Raw genomic sequence first — 23,675 nt, 5'->3', positions numbered from 1 at the left:
ATGTCCAACACCGAACTGCCATCCCAGGGGCTCCTCACGGATCCCGTCCGCTACCCGGCGAGTGCTCCTGCTCGCGTCCGGACAAAGCGGGCCTTTCTGCTGATCCTCCTCACCCTTTTCGTGCCCGGGAGCGCCCAGATCACTGCCGGCGGCCGCAAGCTGGGCCGCATTGCCCTGCGCGTCACCCTGACCGTCTGGGCGCTGCTCATCCTGGCCCTGGTGCTGCTGTTCACCAACCGGACCCTGCTCATCAACATCGTCACCAATCCGGTGGCCTCCCTGCTGATCGTCCTGATCCTGGCTGCACTGGCGGTGGGCTGGGCGGTGCTGTTCATCAACACTTTGCGGCTGATCCGGCCCGTGCTTTTGCCGCAGCGCATGCGGCCGGTGGTGGGCGTCGCGCTGGCTCTCGCAATGGTGGCCAGCAGCGGCTCCCTCGGGTACGCGGCGTACCTGCTCAACGTCAGCCGCAACGCCATCGGCAGCATCTTCAATGCCGGCGGCCCGGCCATCGAGCCGGTGGACGGCCGGTACAACTTCCTGATGATGGGTGGCGATGCAGGCGCGGACCGCACCGGCCGGCGCCCCGACAGCCTGTCCGTCCTCAGCGTTGATGCCGAGTCAGGCAAGACAGCCATCATTTCGGTCCCCCGCAACCTGCAGAATGCCCGTTTCAGCGAGGGCTCGCCCATGCTGCAGATCTACCCTGACGGCTACGACTGCGGCAACGAATGCCTCATCAACGCCATCAACACCGAGGTCACCAACAAGTACAAAGACCTCTATCCCGACGTCGCCGATCCGGGCGCACAGGCCACCCTGGAGGCAGTGTCGGGAACGCTCGGCATCACCGTTCAGGCCTACGTGCTCGTGGACATGGACGGCTTCGCCAAACTCATTGACGCGATGGGCGGAATCAGGATCAAGGCCGGCGGCTGGGTGCCGATCAGCGGCGACATGATCGATGAAGCCAACGGCATCCACGGCATGCCGCTGGGATGGATTCCCGCCGGCGATCAGAAGCTCGATGGCTTCCATGCGCTCTGGTACGGACGGTCCCGCGAGTTCGTCGATGACTACGCCCGGATCCAGCGGCAGCAGTGTGTGCAGCAAGCCATGCTCAAGCAGTTGGACCCAGCCACCCTCCTGGCCAAGTTCGAGGACATCGCCAACGCCGGCACCAAGGTAGTGGACTCCAACATTTCCTCAAGCCAGCTGGGCAGTTTCGTGGACCTGGCCATGAAGGCCAAGGGCCAGGAAGTCAGCCGCCTGACCATTGGTCCGCCGGACTTTGACGCCTCCTTCTCCACGGCGCCGGATTTTGACCTCATCCATGAAAAGGTCAAGAAACTGCTGAGTGCCCAAAGCTCCGAGCCGTCACCCGCCGCCGCCCCCGACGACGCGCTGCTGCAGCCGCGGTACGCAGGCGGCGGCAGCGGGCTGACGGCGGCCGGATCTTCCGTGCCGTTGACCGCACCGACGCCCCCGCCGTCGTCGTCGTCGGACTTCACCCCGGTAACCACCACGCCCAACGGTGAGCCCATCACCGAAGAGATGCTGAACCAGTTCAAGCGTGAGGGGAACGAGCAGGCCATCCGCGAGCTTGTGGCCACAAACGGCCAATGCGCTCCCCTGTGATAAGAACCTGCTTCAAGAGAGAAGGACTACCGGCTGTGTACGAAATCGAAAACGTCCTCCGGCCTTACGCCTGGGGATCTACGACGGCGATCGCCGGCCTGCTGGGCCGGCCGGAGTCGGGCGGCCCGGAAGCGGAGCTGTGGATAGGTGCGCACCCGGATTCCCCTTCTGTGGCCACCCGCCCCGACGGCACGGCCGTGCCCCTGAACGCGCTCATCGCAGAGGACCCGGACCATTTCCTGGGCGAAGCGTCGGTGGCCGAGTTCGGGCCGCGCCTTCCCTTCCTCACCAAGGTCCTGGCCGCCGCCAAGCCGCTTTCATTGCAGGTGCACCCCAGCCTTGAGCAGGCCATGGCCGGTTTTGCCCGAGAGAACGCTGACGGTGTCCCCGCCCATGCCGCCAGCCGCAACTACCGGGATGACAACCACAAGCCCGAAATGATTTTCGCACTGACTCCGTTCGACGCCCTCTGCGGCTTCCGGGCGCCGGCGAAGTCCCGTGACGTTTTCCTTCATGTGGCCGGTTGTCTGGAAATGTCGGGATCGGGTGTTCCGGCGCTCCTGACCGACGTGATCGATGACTTGTCCCAGGCCGAGGAGGCTGCTGCCCTCCGGTCGGCCTTCGAACGGCTGATCGCGGGCGGAGAAGGTGTCTCGGAAGCGACGTCGAGGGTGGTGGAAGCACTGGCCGCGGGAGCCCCGATGGCGCCGTACCAGCCGGAACTTTCCACGGTACTGAGTCTGAACAGCGAGTATCCTGGCGATCCCGGCGTCCTGATTTCCCTGCTGCTGAACCGGCTTACGCTGGAGCCGGGCGAAGTGATGTATCTCCCCGCCGGCAACGTGCACGCCTACCTTCACGGCCTGGGCGTGGAGGTCATGGCCTCCTCAGACAACGTGCTGCGCGGTGGCCTCACACCGAAGTTCGTGGACGTGCCTGAGCTGCTGAAGACCATCGCCTTCGAGTCAGTGGGCGTGCCGATACTCCGCGCGGAGGTTTCCGAACTCGGCCAGGAGCTGTACCAGCCTCCTTTCAGGGAATTCCAGCTCCAGCGGATTGAGCTGCTTCCCGACGGCAGCCCGGTGCCGCTCGCGCAGTCCGGGGCGGCGGTGATCATCGTAACGGCGGGATCCGTATACCTGGATTCGCCGAAAGGCGACCTTCTGCTGAGCCGGGGGCGAAGCGCCTTCCTCCCGGCAGCTGACGCACCCGTCAATGTGCACCCGATTTCAGGCGCCGCCGACACCGCCGTGGCATTCGCCGTGACCACCTCCATCAAGGCATGAACGCCGTGGAATACTTCCTGCAGAGCCAAGCGTGGGCCGACGTCCAGCAGTCGCTCGGGCGTCCGGTTCACCGGCGGTCCGGCCACGGCTGGAGCTTCCTGGCGATCGAAGAAAAGAATCCGGCCGGCAAGGTCCTCTATGCGCCCTACGGTCCCGTCGCCGAGTCCGTTCCCGCCTTTGACGCCGCGCTGGCCGAGCTGGTGGACCTTGCGAAATCCTGCGGTGCCGTCTTTGTCCGCATCGAACCGGTGACGGCAGGTCTGGACCAGGACACGGCCGCGGCGGAGCTGAAGAGCCGGGGTCTTCAGCCCGCACCCGTGAACCAGCAGCCCGAGTTGAGCTGGATCGTGGACCTGGACAGGGACTTCAAGGATGTCCTGGCCGACATGAAGCCGGTCAACCGGAACCTGTACCGGAACATCCATAAAAAGGGTGTCACGTTCCGCTCCACGCAGGATCCGGAAGAAATCCGCATTCTCCTGGACTTCCTGCACATGACGGCACGGCGCAATGGGTTTAAACCTCAGAGCGACGAGTACCTGACCCAGGTGGCAGTGTCCATGATGCCCGCCGGTGCCGCCACCCTGTTCGTGGCCGAACTCCACGGCGAACCGATCGCTGCGGCGCTAGCCTACGACTCCGCGGATACCCGTACCTATGCGCACGCCGCTATCGACGACACCCACCGGAAGCTCAGTGCCGGCATCCCCCTGCTGGTCACCATGATGGCCGACGCCAAGGAAAAGGGGCTCAAGCACGTCGATCTCTGGGGTGTGGCTCCGGCCGACCAGCCCGATCATAAGTGGGCCGGCTTCACGGCGTTCAAGAAGTCCTTCGGCGGCCGGGAAATCGCCTACCCGGGAACGTGGGACCTGCCGGTCAACAAGCCCCGGTACGCGGCCTACCAGGCGGCCCGCAAGCTCCGCGATAAACTCCGCGCCGCCCTGGAGCGCATCAAGCCCTCCTCCTGAGCGCGAACTGGCAGCTGATGACCTCAAATTTGAGATTTGGGGCATTAGCTGCCGGTTCGTTCGTGGATGGCGGCGGCGGAAGGGCCGAACAGAGCGGCCTTGACCTTTTCGACAATGAACGGGCGGTCGCCCTCCAGGTCGCTTTTTTGCACTCGAACCTCGCGCCAACCAAGACGCTCCGTAAGGCTCTGGCGTTTGATGTCGCGGCGGTACTGGTCCGAGTCACCGTGATGCGCGCCGTCATACTGAAGGGCAATACGCTGGTCCGGGTAGGCGGCATCCGGCCAGACCACCGGATGGCCGAGCCTGTTGCGCAGTACAACGTTCAGGACTGGTTCAGGGAGTCCGGCCTGCAACAGTGCCAATCTCATCATCGTTTCGGGCGCCGAATCGGCTCCCACGCGAATCAGATCCAGCGCGAGCCTTGCCTTCCTCACTCCACGCATACCCGGGTGCCGGCCAACGATTCGCTTCAGATCCCCAATCGTTGCCAGCGGCTGCCGCGGGATGGGGAAATCCTCGCCATGTTCGACGACGATAGAGTCGCCGGCAACCACGAGCTCATCGATGCTCAACAATGAGGCCAAGTCGAGCCAGGTCCTTGCCGGGGACGTGAGCCGCACGCCGTCGAACATCACCACTTCGCCGGGCTTGAAAGACAACTGGTGACCCACAACATTTCCGGCGGCGGGGCTTGCAACCGTCCGCCTGGCGGGCGATGTGGATGCGCCAGTCCTGGTCCAGCCAGCCCGGCAGGCAAATGCAGCAGATCCGGGCGCTGGTCGAATGGGTGAGCACGCAAGCGGGATCAAGCCGAGAGTAAGCGCGCACGTTGTCGGCCATGCTTCCTGTACTGTGCAGCGGAAGCCTTATGCCTCGCGACGGTGTGAAGATGCCGTCCCGGCTGAGCTGCTTAGGGCTCAGGCCCAGCCGTTCTGCGTCTTCAACAAGGAACGATCCATGCGGAATCTGGGGAGGCATTGGCGTGCGCGACATGCTTCATTGTGATCCCTGTCCAGCATGCCGGAGCCGTTATCCACAGGATCGGCTGAACCGTTAAGCGCGAACTGGCAGCTACTGCCCGCAAATTTGAGATTTGGGGTCATTAGCTGCCAGTTCGTGCGGGTGGGCCCGTAGGCGCCGGCGGGCTAGCTCTTGCGGGCGTAGCCTTCCCACTTGCTGGCCTGGTGCTCGCCGTCCACGAAGCGGATGGTGCCTGACTTGGACCGCATGACGATCGACTGCGTCAGGACCTTGTCCTTGTCGTAGCGCACGCCCTTGAGGAGGTCGCCGTCGGTGATGCCCGTGGCTGCGAAGTAGCAGTTGTCGCTCGTGACGAGGTCGTTGGTGGACAGGACCCGCTCGAGGTCGTGGCCGGCGTCGATGGCCTTCTGCTTCTCGTCGTCGCTGGTCGGCCACAGCCGGCCCTGGATGACACCGCCGAGGGACTTGATGGCGCACGCGGCGACAATGCCTTCCGGCGTTCCGCCGATGCCCATCAGCGCGTCCACGCCGGTGCTCGAGCGTGCTGCGGCGATAGCGCCGGCGACGTCGCCGTCCATGATGAACTTGGTGCGCGCACCGGCTTCACGGATTTCCTCCACCAGCGGGCGGTGACGGTCGCGGTCAAGGATCATGACGTTGAGCTGGTTGACCTTGACGCCCTTGGCCTTGGCGATCAGGTGCAGGTTCTGCTTGACGGGTAAACGCAGGTCCACCATGTCAGCGGCCTCGGGACCGGTGACGAGCTTCTCCATGTAGAACACTGCGGAGGGATCGAACATGGAACCGCGTTCTGCCACGGCCAGGACGGCCAGGGCGTTGTTGATGCCCAGCGCGGTCAGGCGCGTTCCGTCGATGGGGTCGACGGCGACGTCACACTCGGGACCGGTGCCGTCACCGACCTGCTCGCCGTTGAACAGCATGGGGGCTTCGTCTTTTTCACCTTCACCGATGACCACGACGCCATTGAAGTGGACCGTGTGAAGGAAGGAGCGCATCGCGTCAACGGCGGCGCCGTCTGCTTTGTTCTTGTCGCCGAATCCAACCCAGTGGCCGCCGGCGATCGCGGCGGCTTCGGTGACGCGGACAAGCTCAAGGGCGAGGTTGCGGTCCGGCTCGTCGGTTCCGACGGCGAGCGACGGGGAAAGCGTTGAATACTTCTGGGTCATGGACGCTGGTGACACGTGAACCTCTTCTTCGAGTGGCGATCATTGGACCCGCAAGGCCATCGGAGGCATGTGCGGTGATTCCTCTGCTACTGATCATAGTCGGGGTGAACCTCCGAGGTCATGGGATGACCAACAAGTGAAACACGCCATACCCTCACCGGCCTCCCGCCCGAATGTGAGTTCGGTGCCCGCATGCGCGACTATAGAGGGGTGAGTGAAACGCAGGACAAGTCCACCCCTACCAGCCCGGCAGCCGGCAACGGCCCGGCCGCGGCCCCGTCCGGAGAGCCAGTGAAGCCGGTAATCCCGGCCGCTGCCGCTAAACGGGCCAATGCCTCCGTCCTCGGAATGATCATTGCCCTGGCGGTCAGCATAGCCGCGTTCCTGCCTATCGTCCTGATGAACCCGTCGCCTAAGTCCGAGGGCTTCCGTCCCAATATCGACGTCAGTGCCGTCGCCGGGAACGCCGCCGATGTGGCGGGATTCACACCTGTGACCCCTGCAACCGGCGACACATTCAGGCCGAATTACGCCCGTTGGGAAGCCGGCTCTGCCTCAGGGGTGCCCACTTGGGAAGTCGGATACCTCACTCCCAAGGAAGCATTCATCGGCCTGGTCCAGACGCGGAAGGCCAACCCAACCTGGCTCCTGCAGCAGTCCAAGAACGCTCCGGTGACCGGAACCCGGGAGGCTGGTGGGCAGGAATGGGAGCTGCGGGACACCGGCAAGGGCGAGCGGAGCATGGTGCTGAACCACCGCGGAACCACCGTTATCCTGATCGGGGATGCGGACCTCGACGAGTTCGCGACGTTGGCCACCGCCGTCGTAAAGTCCATGGACGGTAACCCGGCGGTAACGATTTCACCCTCGGACAGCCCCAGCCCGTAAGGTAGGGGCCGTGGCAACCTACCTGACCCCCGCACTGGCCTGGCGCCGTCTGCGCGAAGGCAACGAACGCTTCGTCAACGGCGAATCTTCGCATCCCAATCAGGACGCTTCACGACGGTCGTCCCTCGTGGAAAACCAGCACCCCTTCGCCGTGATATTCGGCTGCTCCGACTCCCGGCTCGCGGCAGAAATCATCTTCGACCTCGGCCTCGGCGACGCCTTCGTGGTCCGCACCGCGGGCCAGGTGATTGACGACGCCGTGCTCGGGTCCCTCGAATACAGCATCGGCGTGCTGGGCGTCCCGTTGATTGTTGTGCTTGGCCACGACAGCTGCGGAGCTGTCAGCGCCACAAAGTCCGCCGTGGAAACCGGCCAGATGCCAACGGGCTTCATCCGGGACCTCGTGGAGCGGATCACGCCGTCCGTTCTGACCTCCCTCCGCAATGACGAAACCGAGGTCAACGACATGGTGGTGGAGCACGTCAAACAGACTTCGCAGCGGCTCGTGGACAGTTCCCGTGTGATTTCCGACGCAATTGACACCGGGCGGGCAGCAGTGATCGGCCTTTCCTACCGTCTCGCGGAGGGACGCGCGGACCTGGTTTCCGGAATCGGAGAGCTCTAGGGCGTCCGACGGCACGCCCTTTCGGGACCGCCGTAGCAAGCAGTTCACGGTTTTCGATGCGGCCGCAGATCGCCCTAAGCTAGCCCCATGACTTCCACTGAAGAGTTCCGCATTGAACATGACACGATGGGCGAAGTCCGCGTCCCCGTGAACGCCCTGTACCGCGCGCAGACGCAACGTGCAGTCGAGAACTTCCCGATCTCCGGAAAAACCCTTGAACGTGCCCACATTGAGGCCCTGGCGCGGGTAAAGAAGGCCGCTGCCCAGGCCAACGCTGAACTGGGTGTGCTCGACGGCGAGCTGGCCAAGGCGATCGCGGAAGCTGCCGACGAGGTGGCTACGGGCAAGTATGACGGCGACTTCCCCATCGACGTTTTCCAGACCGGCTCCGGCACGTCCTCGAACATGAACACCAACGAGGTCATCGCCGAACTGGCCTCCCGGTCCCTCAAGGCCGCCGGCAGCGACAAGGTGGTGCACCCGAACGACCACGTCAACGCCTCGCAGTCCTCCAATGACGTGTTCCCCACCTCGGTGCACGTGGCAGCCACGTCGGCCCTGATCAACGACCTCATCCCCGCCCTCGGCTACCTCGCCGAGTCGCTGGAGCGCAAGGCCGTCGAGTTCAAGGATGTGGTGAAATCCGGCCGAACGCACCTCATGGACGCCACCCCCGTCACGCTCGGCCAGGAGTTCGGCGGTTACGCCGCACAGGTCCGCTACGGCATCGAGCGCATCAACGCCTCCCTCCCCCGGGTCGCCGAGGTCCCGCTCGGCGGCACCGCCGTGGGCACCGGCATCAACACCCCGGCCGGCTTCCCGGAGCGCGTCATCGAACTGCTCGCCACTGACACCGGCCTGCCCCTGACCGAGGCACGCGACCACTTCGAGGCGCAGGCCAACCGCGACGGCCTCATCGAGGCCTCCAGCCAGTTGCGGAACATTGCCATCTCCTTCATGAAGATCAACAATGATCTGCGCTGGATGGGCTCAGGCCCCAACACCGGCCTCGGCGAAATCGCCATCCCGGACCTGCAGCCGGGCTCCTCGATCATGCCCGGCAAGGTCAACCCAGTCATCTGCGAAGCCTCCATCATGGTGTGCGCCCAGGTAATCGGCAACGACACCGCCATCGCCTGGTCCGGCACCAACGGTGCCTTCGAACTCAACGTGGGGATCCCGGTCATGGCCGCGAACCTGCTCGAGTCCGTGCGCCTGCTGGCCAACACCAGCCGCGTCATGGCCGACAAGATGATCGACGGCATCACCGCCAACGTCGACCGCGCCCGCTTCCTCGCAGAGGCATCGCCGTCGATCGTCACGCCGCTGAACAAGTACATCGGCTACGAGAACGCAGCCAAGATCGCCAAGAAGGCCGTGGCAGAAGGCCTGACCATCCGCGAAACCGTGGTGGCCATGGGCTTCCTGGAGCGCGGCGAGCTCACCGAACAGCAGCTCGACACCGCCCTGGACGTCATGTCCATGACCCGTCCGCCGCACAAGGCGTAACCCCCGCACGAACACGGCATGTCCGACGCCGGCCGGTACCTTCCCGTGGAAGGTGCCGGCCGCCGCCGTTCCCCGGTCCCACTTACCCGGCGGGGCGTTCCCCGCCCTCCTCCGCTCCGCCAGCGGCCTTGCGCTCTTCAGGCGTGTAGGCGGCCATAGCCGAGGCCTGTTCCATGCTGGCGCCGGACATCCGGGCCTCCCGCAGCCGGCGCGTCTTGGCGGACTGCACGGTGAAGGCCGCATCCACATTGCCAGCGGCGTAGGTCAGTGCGTCCTCGGCTTTGATCCCCAGGTGCCCCGCAGTCAGGACGGCATCCTGGTTGGCGCCGAGGTACGTGAACTGCCAGCCCCGCTGCGTTTGCTGGCGTTCCACAAGAGCCTTAACCATGGCCCCGTTCGTTTCCCGTGAGGCGTTCTCATGGCCGTCGGTCAGGACGGCCACGAGCACCGTTCCCGGCCGTTCTGGCTCCGGCAGCGCCGCCAGTTCTGCGCCCACTTCCCCAATCAGCCGGACCATGGCATCGTGCAGGGCGGTGGAGCCCCGGGGCTGCAGCACAAGGGGCGGCACGTCCTGGATGTCCCGGGGCTCGTAGACTCGCTCGTAGGTGTCGTCGAACTGGGCCAGGGACAGCCGGCACCGGCCTGCCACCGACTGCTGTTCTTTGATGAACGCCGCGAATCCGCCCACGGTGTCATCAGCGATGGCGCTCATGGACCCTGAACGGTCCAGGAGCACGTAAACATGTGTAAGTCCTGCATCTGTCATGCTTCCCCATTTCCGGCCCCGGCTGCGCCAGCGCCATCTGATGCCAGCGGATTGGCTGGACAGGAACAGGTTACGGACGGTCACCGACAAAATAGCGAAGGTTGAACCAGATCCGGGCGTTCTTCCTCAGGCGGGCAGCACTGCCATCGCGGCGGCCGCCCCCGCAAGCATGAAGGGCCCGAAGGGAATGGCTGACTTCAGCGTGCCGCGCCGCGACGCCAGCAGCGCGATGCTCCACAGGCCGCCGAGCAGGAACGCCGCGAACGTGCCGGCAAAAACGTGCGACCAGCCCAGGTACCCCAGATACATGCCGAGCACTCCGGCCAGCTTCACGTCGCCGAACCCCATCCCGGGCGGGTACACCAGCCGCAGGACAAAGTAGAACAGCCACAGGACCGCTCCCCCCGCCACGATCCGGAGTGCGGGCACGCCGAACAGCTGCGCGGCGGCGTCGGGCACAGTCCCGCTGCCGGGCACCGACAAGACCAGGCTGATGACCGCCCCGAGCAGCAGTGCTCCCGCCACCGCGTACGACGGGAAGACGATTCGGTTCGGCAGCAGGTGGTGGCGTACATCGATCACCGTGAGCCGCACGGCCATCACCGCAAAATAAGCGCAGGCCGCCAGCACCAGCCAAAAGGCGGGCGGCGCTGCTTCCCAGAGTTCGCCAAGTCGTCGGATCACTCTCGGATGCTACTGGATTTGCCCGGTCCGCCGCTGGACCCGCGCGTAAACTGTGGATATGGGGACCTGGGACGCCAAGCACCGGCAGGAACACGGCGGGGCCTCGACGCCCTCCGATTCCGCCGCGTCCTTCCGGAACCTCTGCCGTTCATCCCCCTGGAAATGGCAGTCCCTCCGGTTCGAATACCGTGAGACGCCCGAGGGCAGGACTGCCCCCGTGCGCGCCTGGCTGCGCCGTCCCGGTGCCCTTCGCCTCGAGACCACCGACGGAACCCTGGTACACAGCACCACCGGCATCAACGACTCGCGCGACGGCCTCTACATCAGCGCCACCCGTCAGTCATGGCTGCTTCCGGCGCATCTGGTCACCCCGGTGTACGACGACGGCGGGCTGGTCAGGCGCCGCCCGGAGGCCGCCTACGGCGAACCGTCGTTCGGGAACAGCCGCTTTGCCGCGGCCCTTGATCCGGTGGAGCTCGCGGGCAATGCGCCTGTTCCGCTCGAGTTCCCGCGAGCGAATGCCGTGGAACTGCTTGAGCCCGTGCGCGATGTGGACCACGAGGGTCGGCCGGCGCGCGAGACGGTTGTGACGCCGAACCTCAGCTATCGTCCGCTGGATCCGGAGAACCCCCTGTGCGGCCCGGGGCGGACACGGATTCGGATAGACGCAGCAACCGGTGTCTGCGTCGCCGCTGAGCCGCTTGACGGCGGACCTCAACTTCCCGGCCACTGGATCCGCATCCTGGCCGTGGACGAATACATGCTTGACGACCTCTTCGTGGCCGAGCCGGTGAACCTGACGGATGTTCGCGAGCACATCAAGTGGCCGCTTCGTCCCAACCCCGCCTGAAAAGCCCCGACGGGCCGCGGTGCAGGGAGGAACGGCGGGCGTGAACGGTAGGCTTCGGTCATGACCGAGCTTTCGTCCGTTTTTCCGCCCTTCGCCCTGACGCTGACCACCCCAAGGCTCGTGCTGCGCCCTCTGCAGGACGACGACATCCCAGCCGCGGTGGAGGCGGCGACAAGCGGCGTTCATGACCCGGGCAGGAACCCTTTCGGAACCCCGTGGGCCGAAGCACCGGCCGACCAGCTGGGACCGAATATGGCCCGCTGGTACTGGCAGTGCCGGGCGGGCACCACACCGGAATCCTGGGCTCTGATTCTGGGCATCTGGCACGGCGGGACCTTCGTGGGGTGCCAGGACGTCGGAGCCAAGGATTTTGCCGTCATCAGGACGGTCACCACGGGATCCTGGCTGAGGAAGAGCGCGCACGGCCGGGGGTTCGGCAAAGAGATGCGTGCCGCCGTCGCGCTTTATGCCTTTGACTGGCTCGGGGCGGAGGCAGCTGAATCCGAAGCGGCAGTGTGGAATGCTCCGTCCCTCGGAGTCTCCCGTTCGCTGGGCTACGAGCTCAACGGCATCACGCGCATGTCCTGGGACGGCAAAGCGGAAACCGTCCAGCGGGTACGCCTCACCCCGGAAACCTTCAAACGCCCCGACTGGCAACTGAAAGTGGCGGGCCACGAGCCGACAGCAAAGTTCCTGGGCATCGAGGGCTGAGCGGGGTTTCGGCAGGCTCAACCGGCGAAGGGCCGTGGCCGGCGAACCGGCCACGGCCCTTCGAGTCCATCCGGGTGATGCTAGATCTCAGTCCCCTCAAGCAGCTCAGTCACCAGCGCCGCGATGGGCGAGCGCTCGGAGCGCGTGAGGGTGATGTGGCCGAAGAGAGGGTGGCCCTTGAGGATCTCGACGACGGCTGCCACACCGTCGTGACGGCCGACGCGCAGGTTGTCACGCTGGGCGATGTCGTGGGTGAGCACGATCTTCGAATTCTGCCCGATGCGGCTCATGACGGTGAGCAGCACGTTCTTCTCAAGGGACTGTGCCTCGTCCACGATCACGAAGGCGTCATGCAGGGAACGGCCGCGGATGTGGGTCAGCGGCATGACCTCCAGCATGCCGCGGTCCATGACTTCCTCCACGACTTCCTGGCTGACCAGTGCGCCAAGGGTATCGAAGACGGCCTGCGCCCACGGGTTCATCTTTTCCGCTTCCGAACCGGGCAGGTACCCGAGCTCTTGGCCGCCCACCGCGAAGAGCGGACGGAAGACGATCACCTTGCGGTGCTCGCGGCGCTCCAGCACGGCTTCCAGCCCCGCGCACAGGGCGAGCGCTGACTTGCCGGTGCCTGCCCGGCCACCGATGGACACAATGCCTACTGCCGGGTCCATCAGCATGTCGATGGCGAGCCGCTGTTCCGCGGAACGTCCGTGGAGGCCGAAGACGTCCCGGTCCCCCTTCACAAGGCGGACCTGCTTGTCGGCACCGACCCGGCCCAAGGCCGATCCCCGGTTAGAGAGCAGCACGAGACCTGTGTTGACCGGCATCTCGGCGGCGGCGGGAATGAAGACCGGCTCGTGGCCGTACAGCGTGGAGATTTCATCCTCGCTGGCATCAATTTCCGCGACGCCGGTCCAGCCCGAGTCCTTGACCAGCTCGTTGCGGTACTCATCGGCGAGCAGTCCCATGGCCGAGGCCTTGACCCGCATGGGCAGGTCCTTGGACACCACCGTCACATTGCGGCCCTCGTTGGAGAGATTCTTGGCAACTGCGAGAATGCGGCTGTCGTTGTCACCGCCGCGGAAGCCGGCCGGCAGCACTTCGGAGGAGATGTGGTTCATCTCCACCAGGAGCATGCCGCCGGAATCACCCAGGGGAATGGGCCGGTCGAGTCCGCCATGCTGGATCCGAAGGTCGTCAAGGAGCCGAAGGGCCGTCCGGGCAAAGTAGCCCAGTTCGGGGTCGTGCCGCTTCCCCTCGAGCTCGGTGATCACCACGATGGGCACGATAACCTCGTGCTCAGCGAAACGCAGCAGGGCACGGGGATCTGACAGCAACACTGAGGTGTCGATGACGAACGTCGAGACGGCGGGCTGGGATTCTGACCTTGGGCCGGAAACAGCAAGACCGGCTGCGGCGTCTTTCGTGGCCGCACCGGTCTTTGAAATGACTCGCTTGGCGCGAGAGGTAGCCTTCTCACCCTGATCCGTGATGACTTCGGGCAGTTGTTCAGAAATAGCCACATCGACTCCAGCCCCGGGCACCACGCCCGGAATTGTTATTGGTGAGGCGGCTCGGCCTGGAGGCCGGGCTCGGCCTCCCATACAACCGGTGCGAAAATTCGCTCCATGTACTGGCCTCCCCGATCAGCCGGCGGTTTGCCTGCTGATGTTTTTAACGTAAATCTCCCCCGACTAATTTCCAACGTCTTTGACCGGCGATTCCTGTTGCCGTCTTGTGAACTTGAGATGAACGGCGGACAGGTTCTTAGGAGCCAAACCGGCGCTGCCGGCCGGCGTAGTCACGAAGCGCCCGGAGAAAATCCACCTTCCGGAACGCGGGCCACAGCGCTTCACAGAAGTAGAACTCGCTGTAGGCGCTCTGCCACATTAGGAAGCCCGACAGCCTCTGCTCGCCGGAGGTCCTGATCAGCAGGTCCGGATCGGGCTGGCCACGGGTATAGAGAAAGCGCGAGATGTCGTCCACAGACAGGGTTTCGGCGAGCTCGCTGATGTCCGCTTTACGCGCCACGGCATCGTGCAGCAGTTCACGGACGGCGTCCACGATTTCCCTCCGGCCGCCATAACCGACAGCTACGTTGACGTGGAGCTTTTCACGCACCGGGGTCCGGGTTGTCAGCTTGGTCAGCCGCTCCGCGAGGTAGTCCGGCAACAGCTCGGGCGCCCCCATCGCATGCACCGATATGTCGGCATCCTCATCGAGGCGGTCCAGGGTGTTCGCAATGATGCCCATGAGCAGGTCCAGTTCCTCGCCGGAGCGGCTCATGTTGTCGGTGGAGAGCATGTAGAGGGTGACTACCCTGATCCCCAGTTCCTGGCACCAGCCAAGGAACTCGTGGATTTTGTCCGCCCCGGCCTGGTGCCCCTGGCTCGTGGGGGCGTTGAACTGCCGCGCCCACCGCCGGTTGCCGTCCACCATGACCCCGATGTGTTTGGGAATGCGATCCGGTTCCAAGGAGCGGAGCAGCTTGCGCTCGTAGAAGCCATAGAGGAATCCGGGCAATTCCATCCGGAGCTTCACCTGACTTCCTGGCTGTCTGACTTCTGTGCAAATCCTAGGCTACCGTCCGGAGGACCCCGGCGCGCGCCCGCCGGCCGCCAAGAGCCGTAGTTGACGAACCGCTACCCACCGGCCCCACTGTTACTTGAAAGTAACTTACTGATGCGTAGTTTATTCTGGGGGCATGACAAGCAAGACCCCGGAAGGAAGTCCCGACACCCCGGAACGCCGGCCGAGCGCCATGGACGACGCCGCCGTCCGCATTGCCGAACTGCTGATGATCAAGCCCAAATGGCGCGGCTGGATCCATACGGTCACGGCCCCTCTTGCCCTCGCCGCAGGGATCCTCCTGATAATCCTGGCCCCCACGCCGGACCGCAAGATCACTTCCGCCATCTATGCCTTGACCGGTGTCCTGCTGTTCGGCATCAGCGCTGTGTACCACCGCGGCAACTGGTCGCCCGGCGTGAAGATCGTCCTTAAGCGCCTGGACCACACCAACATCATGCTGGTCATCGCCGGCAGCTACACACCTCTGGCCTGGAGTCTGCTGGAGCGGCCCACCGCCGTGCTGCTGCTGTGGCTGATCTGGTCAGGCGCCATCCTGGGCGTGCTGTTCCGGCTGCTGTGGACCCACGCGCCCCGCTGGCTTTACGTGCCGATCTACATTGCCTTGGGCTGCGGTTCGCTGTTCTACCTTCCCGACTTCTTCATGGCAAGCGTGCCAGCCGCCTTGCTCATCTGCTTCGGCGGCATCCTGTACATTGCCGGCGCTGTCTTCTACGCGCTCAAGAAGCCGAACTTCAGCTACGAGCACTTCGGCTTCCACGAACTGTTCCATGCGTTCACCGTGCTCGCCTTCGCCGCGCACTTCGCGGCAATCCTCATCGCTGTGCTGAGCTAGCGCGTTCGGGGCCATCGCGGGCTGGGCTGGCTTGCTCTGGGCTGGCTTGCCCTGGACAACCACGGTCTTGTTTACCGCGCTCCGGAGCCGAGGCGTTCCAGAACCTCCGGCACGGAGGCCACCGGGCGCTCACAGACCATGTCGCGGCAAAGATACACGAGCGGCGCGCCGTCGGGACCGGCTGCCCGGCCGCGCAGCAGCGGCACCGCCTCAGCGCTGTCCCCTGCACCTGCGCCCACGTCACCAGCCAGCGCAGCGTCACCACCCAGCGCAGCGCCATCACCAACGGCAACGACAAGCCCGGGACTGGGCGACCGCAACAGCGCCCCGTGGAGTGCGTCCCTTGCGGGGCCGGAGGGTCCGACAACGGCCGCCTCCACCGGGCCTGCCAACGCCGCCTGCGCCGTCGCCAGCAGCCAGCCCGCCACCCGCGGAGCCTGCACGGCAATCGGCGGCAACAGCGAGAGGATATTGCCGGCCATGATCCGGTGTTCGACCGAGCCGGACAGGGCGGAATAGCTGAGCAGAACACCAGCGAACGCCGCCGCACCGCTGGGCGTGGCGTTATCAAAGGGGTCGAGCCCCGGCCGGCGGCCTTGGGCGTTGAACACCTGGTCGGATTCCCCGGCGGAATCCGCCAGTTCTCCGTCCACGATGAATTTTTCACAGGCCGCCGAAATCAGTGACTCCGCAAGCCCGTACCAGTGGGCGTCGCCGGTGACAGAGAGCAGCGCCAGGAATCCCTCCGCACAGAATGCGTAGTCCTCCAGGAGGCCCCCGATGCCCCGAGCAGTGCCGGCGTGCGAAACCCGCACCAGCTCCCCCTCGTCAGCGCGCCAGTGGACCTGCTCCAGATACCCTGCGATCCGCACGGCTGCCCCCACCAGTGCGGGCCGGTCCAGCACCGCGCCGGCCTCGGCAAGTGCGGCCACGGCCAGCCCGTTCCATCCAGCCACCACCTTGTCGTCGCGGGCCGGCTGCGGCCGGTCGGCCCTGGCCTTCCGGAGCGGAGTCCGCACCTTGTCCCAGAGGGCCGCCTCTTCGCTGTCCAGCGCCCGTGCCGGGTGCAGCGGCGAACCGAATTCGGACACGGTGCCCACAGCGCCCACGTTCATGATCCGGACCACCGTGGCGGCGTCATCGGGGCCCAGCAGCTGCTCGAGGTCGCCGGCCGTCCAGAGGTAGGTGGCACCCTCATGATGTTCTCCATTGACCACCGAGTCGGCATCGAGTGAGGATGCCAGCGCCGTGGCCTTATCGACCCCCTGTGGGAGTCCGAGGGAGGCCAGCATCCATTCAGCCGTGCGCTCGGCGACGTCGGCCGCTTCCTCAGCAGGAAAACCGGCCGTGCCGCCCAGACGGATCCAATGCACGTAGACCCGGAGCAGCTGGGCGTTGTCGTACAGCATTTTTTCGAAGTGCGGAACCGACCAGTCACGGGTCACCGAATACCGTGCGAACCCGCCGTCGAGCTGGTCGAACAGCGCTGAACGCGCCATGGCCGCCAGGGTGCGCCCGGCCATGTCCCGGGCGATCCCGGCAGTCTCGGCGGGAACGGCAGCATGCCGGATCAGGAACTCAAGAACCGCCGACGGCGGGAACTTGGGGGCGGTGCCGAACCCGCCGGCGTCGGGGTCTTCCGAACTGGCCAGCGACTGGACCGCGGCGGGAAGGAGCCCGGCGTCGAGCAGTTCGGGCGGCGCGGAGAGGTCCACGGCGGCAGAAAGCTGGGAGCGGCCCATGTTCTGCGCGAGGGATCGCGCATTCTGCTCCACGGCGTCGCGCCGTTCCTCCCATGCATCGTGCACGGCCTCCAGCACCTGCAGGAACGACGGCCGGCCGGGCATGGGCCGGGGCGGAAAGTAGGTGCCGGCGTGGAATGCGAGCCCGTCCGGGGTCAGGAAGACCGACATGGGCCAGCCGCCCTCGCCGCTGATCGCCTGGGTGGCGGCCATGTAGACGGCATCGACATCCGGCCGCTCTTCGCGGTCCACCTTGACCGCGACAAAGTGTGCATTCAGGTAGTCCGCGGTGGCCTGGTCCTCGAAGGATTCATGCGCCATGACGTGGCACCAGTGGCATGCGGCGTAACCGATCGACAGGAACACCGGAACATCCCGGGCCACCGCATCTGCAAACGCCTGATCCCCGAAGGGCTGCCAGTGCACCGGGTTGCCGGCGTGCTGCCGCAGGTATGCTGACGGCTCCTCGCCCAGGGCGTTAAACGCCCCTGGCTGAGCGGCCGGCACATAGGGACCGGAGTCAGGCGTCTGTTCTGCCTGCATCGCCGTCAGCGGCTTCGTCATGGGTGATGTCCGCTGCCTGGGCCGCAGCCAGGCGCTCTTCCTCCACCTGGGCGCGGTACCGCACGCGGCGGATGCGGCGCACCATGTCCACAATCAGCAGCGCTGTGAGCACGACGATGAACGCCGTGAGGAGGAATCCGAGGAGGCCGGGGGTCACCTGGTCCTCGGAGAGGCCCGGGCGCAACGACGGCGAGGGTGCCGGAGACGATGCCAGGGCGATGAGCAAGTGGTGCACGGTTGGAACCTTCTCGGTGGGCTGGGGCGGAGTACGCCGGGCCGTCTCTGGGCCGCTATTTCTGCCCGCTATTTTCTACGGGTTTTTCTACCAGTAATTTTTCTACCGGTATTTTTCTACGGATGATAGAAACGGTCTCTTGTTTCTATCTTAGCCCCGCGAACAGGTCCTTCTCCGGGATCTTGACAGGCACCCGGGAATGGATCAGCGTGTAGTCCTCCCAAGGCCAGGCCCGTCGCTGCATGTCGGGAGACACCGCGAAAAAGAACCCCAGCGGATCAACCTGCGTACGGTGGGCGCGGAGGGCATCATCCCGGGTTTCGAAGTAATCGCCGCAGTCCACCTGGGTGGTGGTCTTATGGGCAGGCGGCGGCGGAGTGTGCCCTTCGGCGTCAGCTTCCAGCCACGCGGCCAGGCGCTCGGCATACGGCGACTGCAGCCCGGCCTCTTCCAGCGCAAAGTGCAGGGCACGGAAGCGTTCCGGGCTGAACGCACGGTCGTAATAGAGCTTGCTCGGCTCCCAGGGCTCGCCGATGCCCGGATACCTCGCCGGGTCCCCCGCGGCCTCGAACGCTTCCACGGCCACACGGTGCGCCATGATGTGGTCCGGGTGCGGATAACCGCCTTTTTTGTCATAGCTGACGATCACCTGCGGCTTGAAGTCCCGGACGAGGCGCACAAGAGGCGCGGCCGCACGCTGAAGCGGCTGCAACGCGAACGATCCGGGGGGAAGCGGCGGGATCGGGTCACCCTCCGGCAGCCCGGAATCCACAAAGCCCAGCCACCGCTGCCTGACGCCCAGGATCCGCGCGGCCTCATTCATTTCCAGCCGGCGGGCCCCGGCCATGTCCCGCTTCGGGTGCGGCTCACCCGCCATGGCCGGATTCTGGATGTCCCCGCGGGAGCCGTCTGTGCACGTGGCTACCATGACGTCCACTCCGGAAGCGGCGTACATGGCCATGGTCGCCGCGCCCTTGCTCGACTCGTCGTCGGGGTGCGCGTGGACCGCCAGAAGGCGAAGCGAAGGCGACTGGCTCGTGGACGCTGTCATCTGGGACTGCTCCTCTTTCTACGGTTACCGGGTGCAGTGACGGTGCGGCTATATCCCCTGCAGATCCCCACTAAACTGGAGTGGTGACTACCGAGGACAAGTCGGGCACCCCCCAGCCTGCTGACATTAGCCTAGCCAATCGCTATGGCGGTCCAAAGCGCGGGCTGTCCCGAAACGCCAAACGGGGCGCAGGGATTGCCGCTCTGGCCGTCGGGATAGGATTCCTGGCCTGGGTTTCCACGTCCTCGGCCATGTCCTCCGTCACGTTCAAGGACATCGGTTACAGCACCATTGACGCCACCCAGACCGAACTGGACTTCCAGGTCACCCGCGAGCCGGGAACCGCCGTGAAGTGCGCAGTCAAGGCCCTCGATTCCAAGTTCGCCGTGGTGGGCTGGAAAGTCGTGGATATTCCGCCGGCCAACCCTGATTCGCAGCAGAGCCAGGGGGCTGACGGCGGCCGCACCATCGCCCGAAGGGAAGTGCTTCGGACAGAGTCGCAGTCCGTCTCGGCCGTGGTGGACAGCTGCTGGATCCCAGGCAAATCCAAGTAGGCATGTGACCCACGCCGCTCCGTCGTTGGGTTTTGTCCACAGGATTGACTACAATGGATCAATACCTTTACCCCGCTGAGTTGGTTACTTAGTTCCACAAGTGGCCACCGTGGCGGGGTCTTTGCTTGTATCACCTGCTTGTTTAACCACTAGAGGAGAAGTCCGTGTCTACCACCAACAGCGCGCCTGCAGCTTGGCTTACCCAGGAAGCTTTTGACCGCCTGAAGGCAGAGCTGGACCACCTTTCCAGCGCCGGCCGGGCGGAAATCGTCCAGAAGATCGAAGCTGCGCGCCAAGAGGGAGACCTTAAGGAAAACGGCGGCTACCACGCTGCCAAGGAAGAGCAGGGCAAGATTGAAGCCCGCATCCGCCAGCTCACCGCACTGCTCCGCGACGCCCACGTCGGAGAGGCGCCCGCCGATGACGGAATCGTTGAACCCGGCATGCTCGTTGTTGCCCGCATCGCCGGGGACGAAGAGAAGTTCCTGCTTGGGTCACGTGAAATTGCCGGGGACTCCGATCTCGACGTCTTCAGCGAGAAGTCCCCGCTTGGTGCCGCGATCATGGGCCACAAGGAGGGCGACACGCTCAGCTACACCGCCCCCAACGGCAAGCAAATCGCCGTGGAGATCCTGTCCGCTAAGCCGTACGCAGGCTAAGCAGCGCGCTTTCCGCTTCAGCATGTTCTGCTGGAATGCACGACGCCGGCCCTCCCCTATTGGGGGGAGGGCCGGCGTCGCGCTTTAAACCGCTTTAGCCGACAGCAAGGGGCCTTTTCGCCCGCCGCGGCTGATGACTCAGCCGCGGCGGGCGGCGCTTCGCACCCGCAGGACCACGGCTGACACGACGCCGCCCACAGCGCCGCCCAGGTGGGCCTGCCAGGAAACGAAACCCATGAAGCTGGGAATGAGCCCGAAAAGCATACTGCCGTAGGCAAGAAAGAGGACCACAGACAGCAGGATTTGCCACCAGTTGCGGTTGAAAAAGCCCCGCACGAGGAGGAAGGCGAACAGCCCGAAGACAATGCCGGAGGCGCCCACGGTGATCCCGCCGGCGCCGATCAGCCAGACTGCCACCCCGGAGCCAAGCCAGCTGCAGGCGACAGCGGTGAGGAAGACCCGCACGCCGGACATGAAGACCAGGAAGCCAAAGATGATCAGCGGAAGCGCGTTGGACATGACGTGGTTCAGGTTCGCGTGCAGCAGCGGGAAGGTGAAGATGTCCAGGATTCCGTCCGCGCTGCGGGGCCGGAGGCCAAAGACCCGGTTCAGCCCGTGCAGCATGAATGTGTTCACCAGCTCGATGGCGAAGAGCAGCACCACGAAGGAGCCAACCACCAGCAGCCCGCCCCTGGCCCGCGACGCCGGGGTGTCCCGCGTGACCGGCACCTCGCCTGGAGTGTCGAGCATACCAGGCTCCTAGTGCACCACGATCGGCTGGAAACCCTCGGCGCGCAGCGCACCTAGGACCTGTTCGCAGTGCTCGTGGCCCTTGGTTTCCAAATTGACCGTGATGGAGACATCGCCCATGCTGATGGAGCCGCCCACCCGGGTATGGTCCAGGCCGGTCACGTTGGCATCGTTCTCCGCAATGATCCGTGCGATGGTGGCGAGGGAACCGGGGCGGTCATCAAGCATCATGCGGACGGTCATGTAACGGCCGGCGGCGGAAAGACCGCGCTGAATAACCTTCAGCATCAGCATGGGGTCGATGTTGCCGCCGGACAGGATGACGGCCGTGGTTCCGGGGTTCTCAATCTTGCCGTCCATGAGCGCCGCCACGCCCACTGCCCCCGCTGGCTCCACGACCATCTTCGCGCGTTCAAGCAGGAAAATCAGGGCCCGCGCCAGCGAATCCTCGCTCACCGTCACCACGTCATCCACGAGTTCACGGATGATGCTGAAGGGCAGTTGGCCAGGGCGGCCCACGGCGATGCCGTCCGCCATGGTGGAGACCCTCTTCAGCGGCACCAGGGCATCCGCCGCCAGCGACGGTGGGTAGGCGGCGGCATTTTCGGCCTGCACTCCGATGATGCGGATTTCCCGGCCAAGTTCCTTGGCCCGGGCTTTCACGGCCACGGCGACACCGGCGAGCAGGCCGCCGCCGCCGACGCCCATGAGGATGGTGTCGACGTCGGGCACCTGTTCCAGGATTTCCAGCCCCACTGTGCCCTGGCCGGCCACGACGTCCACGTTGTCGAAGGGGTGGACGAAGACGGCACCCGTGTCGTCCGCATACCGCTGCGCCTCGGCGAGCGCCTCGTCGACGTTGTGCCCGTGCAGTATCACCTCGGCGCCGTGGCTGCGGGTGGCGGCCAGTTTTGGCAGTGCCACGCCGATCGGCATGTAGATCCGCGCTTTGATCCCAAGGCTCTTTGCCGCGACCGCCACGCCCTGGGCGTGGTTGCCGGCGGAGGCGGCCACCACCCCGCGCTTCTTGTCCTGCTCGGAGAGGCGGGCCATCCTGACGTACGCACCACGAACCTTGAAGGATCCGGCGCGCTGGAGATTTTCGCACTTGAAGAAGACGCTGCCGCCAACCATGCCGCCCAGCGCCCGGGAGGATTCCACGGGTGTCCGGGTGATAATCCCGTCAAGCAGCTTCTGCGCCTCAAGGACATCGTCCAGCGTGACGGGAAGGCCTTCGGGGGTATTCACGAACTATTCTCCTTTGGAAATTCAGCGTTGGAGCCCTGGGCAGCATGGCTGCCGGGGGCACCTGTTTCACGATCGGCGTCCTTGCCGAGGCCGGGAATTCCACCCGGCAACCGGACTTCCTTGATCGTGTTGTCCTGGTCTGTGCCAGCCGAACCTGCCACGACACTGCCGCGACCGACAGCCAGCACTTGATCATGTTCCCACGTTCTGCCGGCAATATACCGAATCGCCGAGTTTGCTACGGCGAGGATGGGGACGGAGAAGAGCGCGCCGGGGATGCCGGCGAGGTAGGAGCCGGCGGCGACGGACAGGATCACGGCAACTGGGTGCAGCGCCACGGCCTTGCCCATGACGAGTGGCTGGAGGATGTGGCTCTCCAGTTGCTGGACCAACAGCACAATGCCGAGCATGATAAGGGCGTTGACGGGGCCGTTGGCGACAAGTGCCAGCAGCACGGCGATGGCACCTGTCACCAATGCACCAACCACCGGGATGAAAGAACCGATAAACACCAGCACGCCCAGGGGCAGTGCGAGCGGGACGCCGATGATGGCCGCTCCGACTCCGATGCCCACCGCATCCACAAAGGCGACGAACATTTGGATCCGCGCGTAGCTGACCATTGATGTCCAGCCCCGGCGTCCGGCACCGTCGGCGGCAATGCGTGCCCGCCGTGGCAGCAGCCGGACCATGAAAGCCCAGATCCGCTCCCCCTCCAGCAGGAAGAAGATCAGGATGAACAGCGCCAGGACCATCCCGGCGGCAAAATGTCCTGCCGTGCTGCCGAAGGAAAGCGCACCGCTGAGGATGCTGCTGCTGTTAGTTTGCAGTGCAGCAGTGGCCTCCTGAATGTACTGGTCAATCTGGGCGGCAGTCAGGTGCAGCGGTCCCTGCGCCAGCCAGTCCTGGACCTGCTGGACACCCGTCAGGGCTTCGCTCCACAGCTCCTGGAAGCCCAGGGCCAGCTGGCGCCCCACGAGTGCCAGCGAGCCGGCGATGAGTCCGATGAACGCCAGGACAGTGATCGCCACGGCCGCCCCGTTGGGAAGTCGCTGCGAGCGCAGCCACCGAACCACGGGGCTGAGCAACCCCGTCAGGAGTGCCGCCACCATGACCGGGATGATGAGGAAGCTGATTTTGCCGAGCAGCCACACGAGGGCGCCGATCATCAGCAGGATCAGTCCCAGCCGCCATGCCCAGGCCGCCGCGATGCGCACACCATAGGGGATGTCCTGCTCAAGGTCCCGCTCCGTACGGGGCCGCGGGGGCGGAACGATGGTTGGCCTGACTGGTTCTTCCGGCGTGGCGTCCTTAGCTGGCGTCATAGCCCCATAATTCCCTAGCTGCGC

23 protein-coding genes are annotated in these 23,675 nt (G+C 65.2%); 11 read left to right on the top strand and 12 right to left on the bottom strand.

Annotated features, from left to right (window positions below):
* From J7E80_RS05455 to J7E80_RS05445, 3 genes are read left to right on the top strand one after another with little or no spacing between them, the layout of a single operon-like run.
* Nucleotides 1-1,638: an LCP family protein gene (locus tag J7E80_RS05455; RefSeq protein ID WP_215050464.1), complete on the top strand. Its 1,638-nt coding sequence runs from the start codon at nt 1-3 to the stop codon at nt 1,636-1,638.
* 35 nt (nt 1,639-1,673) lie between these two features.
* A complete protein-coding gene (gene manA / locus J7E80_RS05450; RefSeq protein ID WP_215050463.1) occupies nt 1,674-2,924 on the top strand; it encodes a mannose-6-phosphate isomerase, class I in 1,251 nt (416 codons plus the stop codon).
* A gap of 5 nt (nt 2,925-2,929) precedes the next feature.
* Complete coding sequence (locus J7E80_RS05445; RefSeq protein WP_215050710.1) at nt 2,930-3,895, top strand: lipid II:glycine glycyltransferase FemX; 966 nt, start codon at nt 2,930-2,932, stop codon at nt 3,893-3,895.
* A 44-nt stretch (nt 3,896-3,939) separates the two neighbouring features.
* Here the strand turns inward: J7E80_RS05445 and J7E80_RS05440 are convergent, their stop codons facing one another.
* Entirely contained in the window at nt 3,940-4,557 is a 618-nt protein-coding gene (locus tag J7E80_RS05440; RefSeq protein ID WP_215050462.1) for a hypothetical protein, read from the bottom strand.
* 486 nt (nt 4,558-5,043) lie between these two features.
* Nucleotides 5,044-6,066: a class II fructose-bisphosphatase gene (gene glpX, locus J7E80_RS05435; RefSeq protein WP_215050709.1), complete on the bottom strand. Its 1,023-nt coding sequence runs from the start codon at nt 6,064-6,066 to the stop codon at nt 5,044-5,046.
* A gap of 192 nt (nt 6,067-6,258) precedes the next feature.
* On the opposite strand from glpX, the gene J7E80_RS05430 reads away from it, so the two are divergent.
* The 3 genes from J7E80_RS05430 to J7E80_RS05420 all read left to right on the top strand — a co-directional run bounded on the left by J7E80_RS05430 (nt 6,259) and on the right by J7E80_RS05420 (nt 9,088).
* Nucleotides 6,259-6,954: a DUF4245 domain-containing protein gene (locus J7E80_RS05430; protein ID WP_215050461.1), complete on the top strand. Its 696-nt coding sequence runs from the start codon at nt 6,259-6,261 to the stop codon at nt 6,952-6,954.
* 10 nt (nt 6,955-6,964) lie between these two features.
* Nucleotides 6,965-7,579 carry a carbonic anhydrase gene (locus J7E80_RS05425; protein WP_215050460.1) on the top strand — a complete coding sequence of 205 codons (615 nt, stop codon included), beginning with the start codon at nt 6,965-6,967 and terminating at the stop codon, nt 7,577-7,579.
* An 87-nt stretch (nt 7,580-7,666) separates the two neighbouring features.
* Nucleotides 7,667-9,088 (top strand): class II fumarate hydratase, encoded by a 1,422-nt coding sequence (locus J7E80_RS05420; RefSeq protein WP_215050459.1) that lies wholly within the window; start codon nt 7,667-7,669, stop codon nt 9,086-9,088.
* A gap of 82 nt (nt 9,089-9,170) precedes the next feature.
* Here the strand turns inward: J7E80_RS05420 and J7E80_RS05415 are convergent, their stop codons facing one another.
* Both J7E80_RS05415 and J7E80_RS05410 read right to left on the bottom strand, forming a co-directional pair.
* Nucleotides 9,171-9,854 carry a vWA domain-containing protein gene (locus J7E80_RS05415; protein WP_215050458.1) on the bottom strand — a complete coding sequence of 228 codons (684 nt, stop codon included), beginning with the start codon at nt 9,852-9,854 and terminating at the stop codon, nt 9,171-9,173.
* A gap of 126 nt (nt 9,855-9,980) precedes the next feature.
* Nucleotides 9,981-10,538 (bottom strand): A24 family peptidase, encoded by a 558-nt coding sequence (locus J7E80_RS05410; protein WP_215050457.1) that lies wholly within the window; start codon nt 10,536-10,538, stop codon nt 9,981-9,983.
* Nucleotides 10,539-10,596: 58 nt separating this feature from the next.
* On the opposite strand from J7E80_RS05410, the gene J7E80_RS05405 reads away from it, so the two are divergent.
* Nucleotides 10,597-11,388, top strand: coding sequence for a hypothetical protein (locus J7E80_RS05405; RefSeq protein WP_215050456.1), 792 nt, complete (start codon nt 10,597-10,599; stop codon nt 11,386-11,388).
* Nucleotides 11,389-11,448: 60 nt separating this feature from the next.
* Nucleotides 11,449-12,099: a GNAT family N-acetyltransferase gene (locus J7E80_RS05400; protein WP_215050455.1), complete on the top strand. Its 651-nt coding sequence runs from the start codon at nt 11,449-11,451 to the stop codon at nt 12,097-12,099.
* A gap of 80 nt (nt 12,100-12,179) precedes the next feature.
* Here J7E80_RS05400 and J7E80_RS05395 read toward each other — a convergent pair whose 3' ends face one another.
* Both J7E80_RS05395 and J7E80_RS05390 read right to left on the bottom strand, forming a co-directional pair.
* Nucleotides 12,180-13,622 carry a PhoH family protein gene (locus J7E80_RS05395; RefSeq protein WP_215050454.1) on the bottom strand — a complete coding sequence of 481 codons (1,443 nt, stop codon included), beginning with the start codon at nt 13,620-13,622 and terminating at the stop codon, nt 12,180-12,182.
* A gap of 244 nt (nt 13,623-13,866) precedes the next feature.
* Complete coding sequence (locus J7E80_RS05390) at nt 13,867-14,628, bottom strand: isoprenyl transferase (protein ID WP_215050453.1); 762 nt, start codon at nt 14,626-14,628, stop codon at nt 13,867-13,869.
* Nucleotides 14,629-14,860: 232 nt separating this feature from the next.
* Between J7E80_RS05390 and J7E80_RS05385 the strand changes: the two genes are divergently transcribed.
* Nucleotides 14,861-15,523 (top strand): hemolysin III family protein, encoded by a 663-nt coding sequence (locus J7E80_RS05385; protein WP_215050708.1) that lies wholly within the window; start codon nt 14,861-14,863, stop codon nt 15,521-15,523.
* A 71-nt stretch (nt 15,524-15,594) separates the two neighbouring features.
* On the opposite strand, the gene J7E80_RS05380 is transcribed toward J7E80_RS05385, so the two are convergent.
* The 3 genes from J7E80_RS05380 to mca form a co-directional block, all read right to left on the bottom strand.
* On the bottom strand, nt 15,595-17,808 hold the full coding sequence (locus J7E80_RS05380) for a thioredoxin domain-containing protein (protein ID WP_215050707.1): 2,214 nt from the start codon (nt 17,806-17,808) through the stop codon (nt 15,595-15,597).
* Nucleotides 17,786-18,064, bottom strand: coding sequence for a hypothetical protein (locus tag J7E80_RS05375; protein ID WP_215050452.1), 279 nt, complete (start codon nt 18,062-18,064; stop codon nt 17,786-17,788). The genes J7E80_RS05380 and J7E80_RS05375 overlap by 23 nt, the downstream gene beginning before the upstream one ends.
* Nucleotides 18,065-18,209: 145 nt before the next feature.
* A complete protein-coding gene (mca, locus tag J7E80_RS05370; protein ID WP_215050451.1) occupies nt 18,210-19,115 on the bottom strand; it encodes a mycothiol conjugate amidase Mca in 906 nt (301 codons plus the stop codon).
* A gap of 83 nt (nt 19,116-19,198) precedes the next feature.
* Between mca and J7E80_RS05365 the strand changes: the two genes are divergently transcribed.
* Nucleotides 19,199-19,669, top strand: coding sequence for a DUF4307 domain-containing protein (locus tag J7E80_RS05365; RefSeq protein WP_215050450.1), 471 nt, complete (start codon nt 19,199-19,201; stop codon nt 19,667-19,669).
* 164 nt (nt 19,670-19,833) lie between these two features.
* Nucleotides 19,834-20,328 carry a transcription elongation factor GreA gene (greA, locus tag J7E80_RS05360; RefSeq protein WP_215050449.1) on the top strand — a complete coding sequence of 165 codons (495 nt, stop codon included), beginning with the start codon at nt 19,834-19,836 and terminating at the stop codon, nt 20,326-20,328.
* Between the two features lie 138 nt (nt 20,329-20,466).
* Here greA and J7E80_RS05355 read toward each other — a convergent pair whose 3' ends face one another.
* The 3 genes from J7E80_RS05355 to J7E80_RS05345 are packed head-to-tail and all read right to left on the bottom strand — an operon-like array spanning nt 20,467 to nt 23,651.
* Nucleotides 20,467-21,078, bottom strand: a complete 612-nt coding sequence (locus J7E80_RS05355; protein WP_215050448.1) for a rhomboid family intramembrane serine protease — start codon at nt 21,076-21,078, stop codon at nt 20,467-20,469.
* A 9-nt stretch (nt 21,079-21,087) separates the two neighbouring features.
* Nucleotides 21,088-22,326, bottom strand: coding sequence for a threonine ammonia-lyase (ilvA, locus tag J7E80_RS05350; protein ID WP_215050447.1), 1,239 nt, complete (start codon nt 22,324-22,326; stop codon nt 21,088-21,090).
* The gene (locus tag J7E80_RS05345) at nt 22,323-23,651 is read right to left on the bottom strand and encodes an AI-2E family transporter (RefSeq protein ID WP_215050446.1); all 1,329 of its coding nucleotides are present in this window, start codon (nt 23,649-23,651) and stop codon (nt 22,323-22,325) included. The genes ilvA and J7E80_RS05345 overlap by 4 nt, the downstream gene beginning before the upstream one ends.
* Nucleotides 23,652-23,675 lie beyond the last annotated feature (24 nt).

Origin of the sequence: Arthrobacter sp. ISL-28, from assembly GCF_018613875.1 — a bacterium.
Lineage (GTDB): Bacteria > Actinomycetota > Actinomycetes > Actinomycetales > Micrococcaceae > Arthrobacter.
This window is presented reverse-complemented; position numbering and strand designations above follow the sequence as displayed.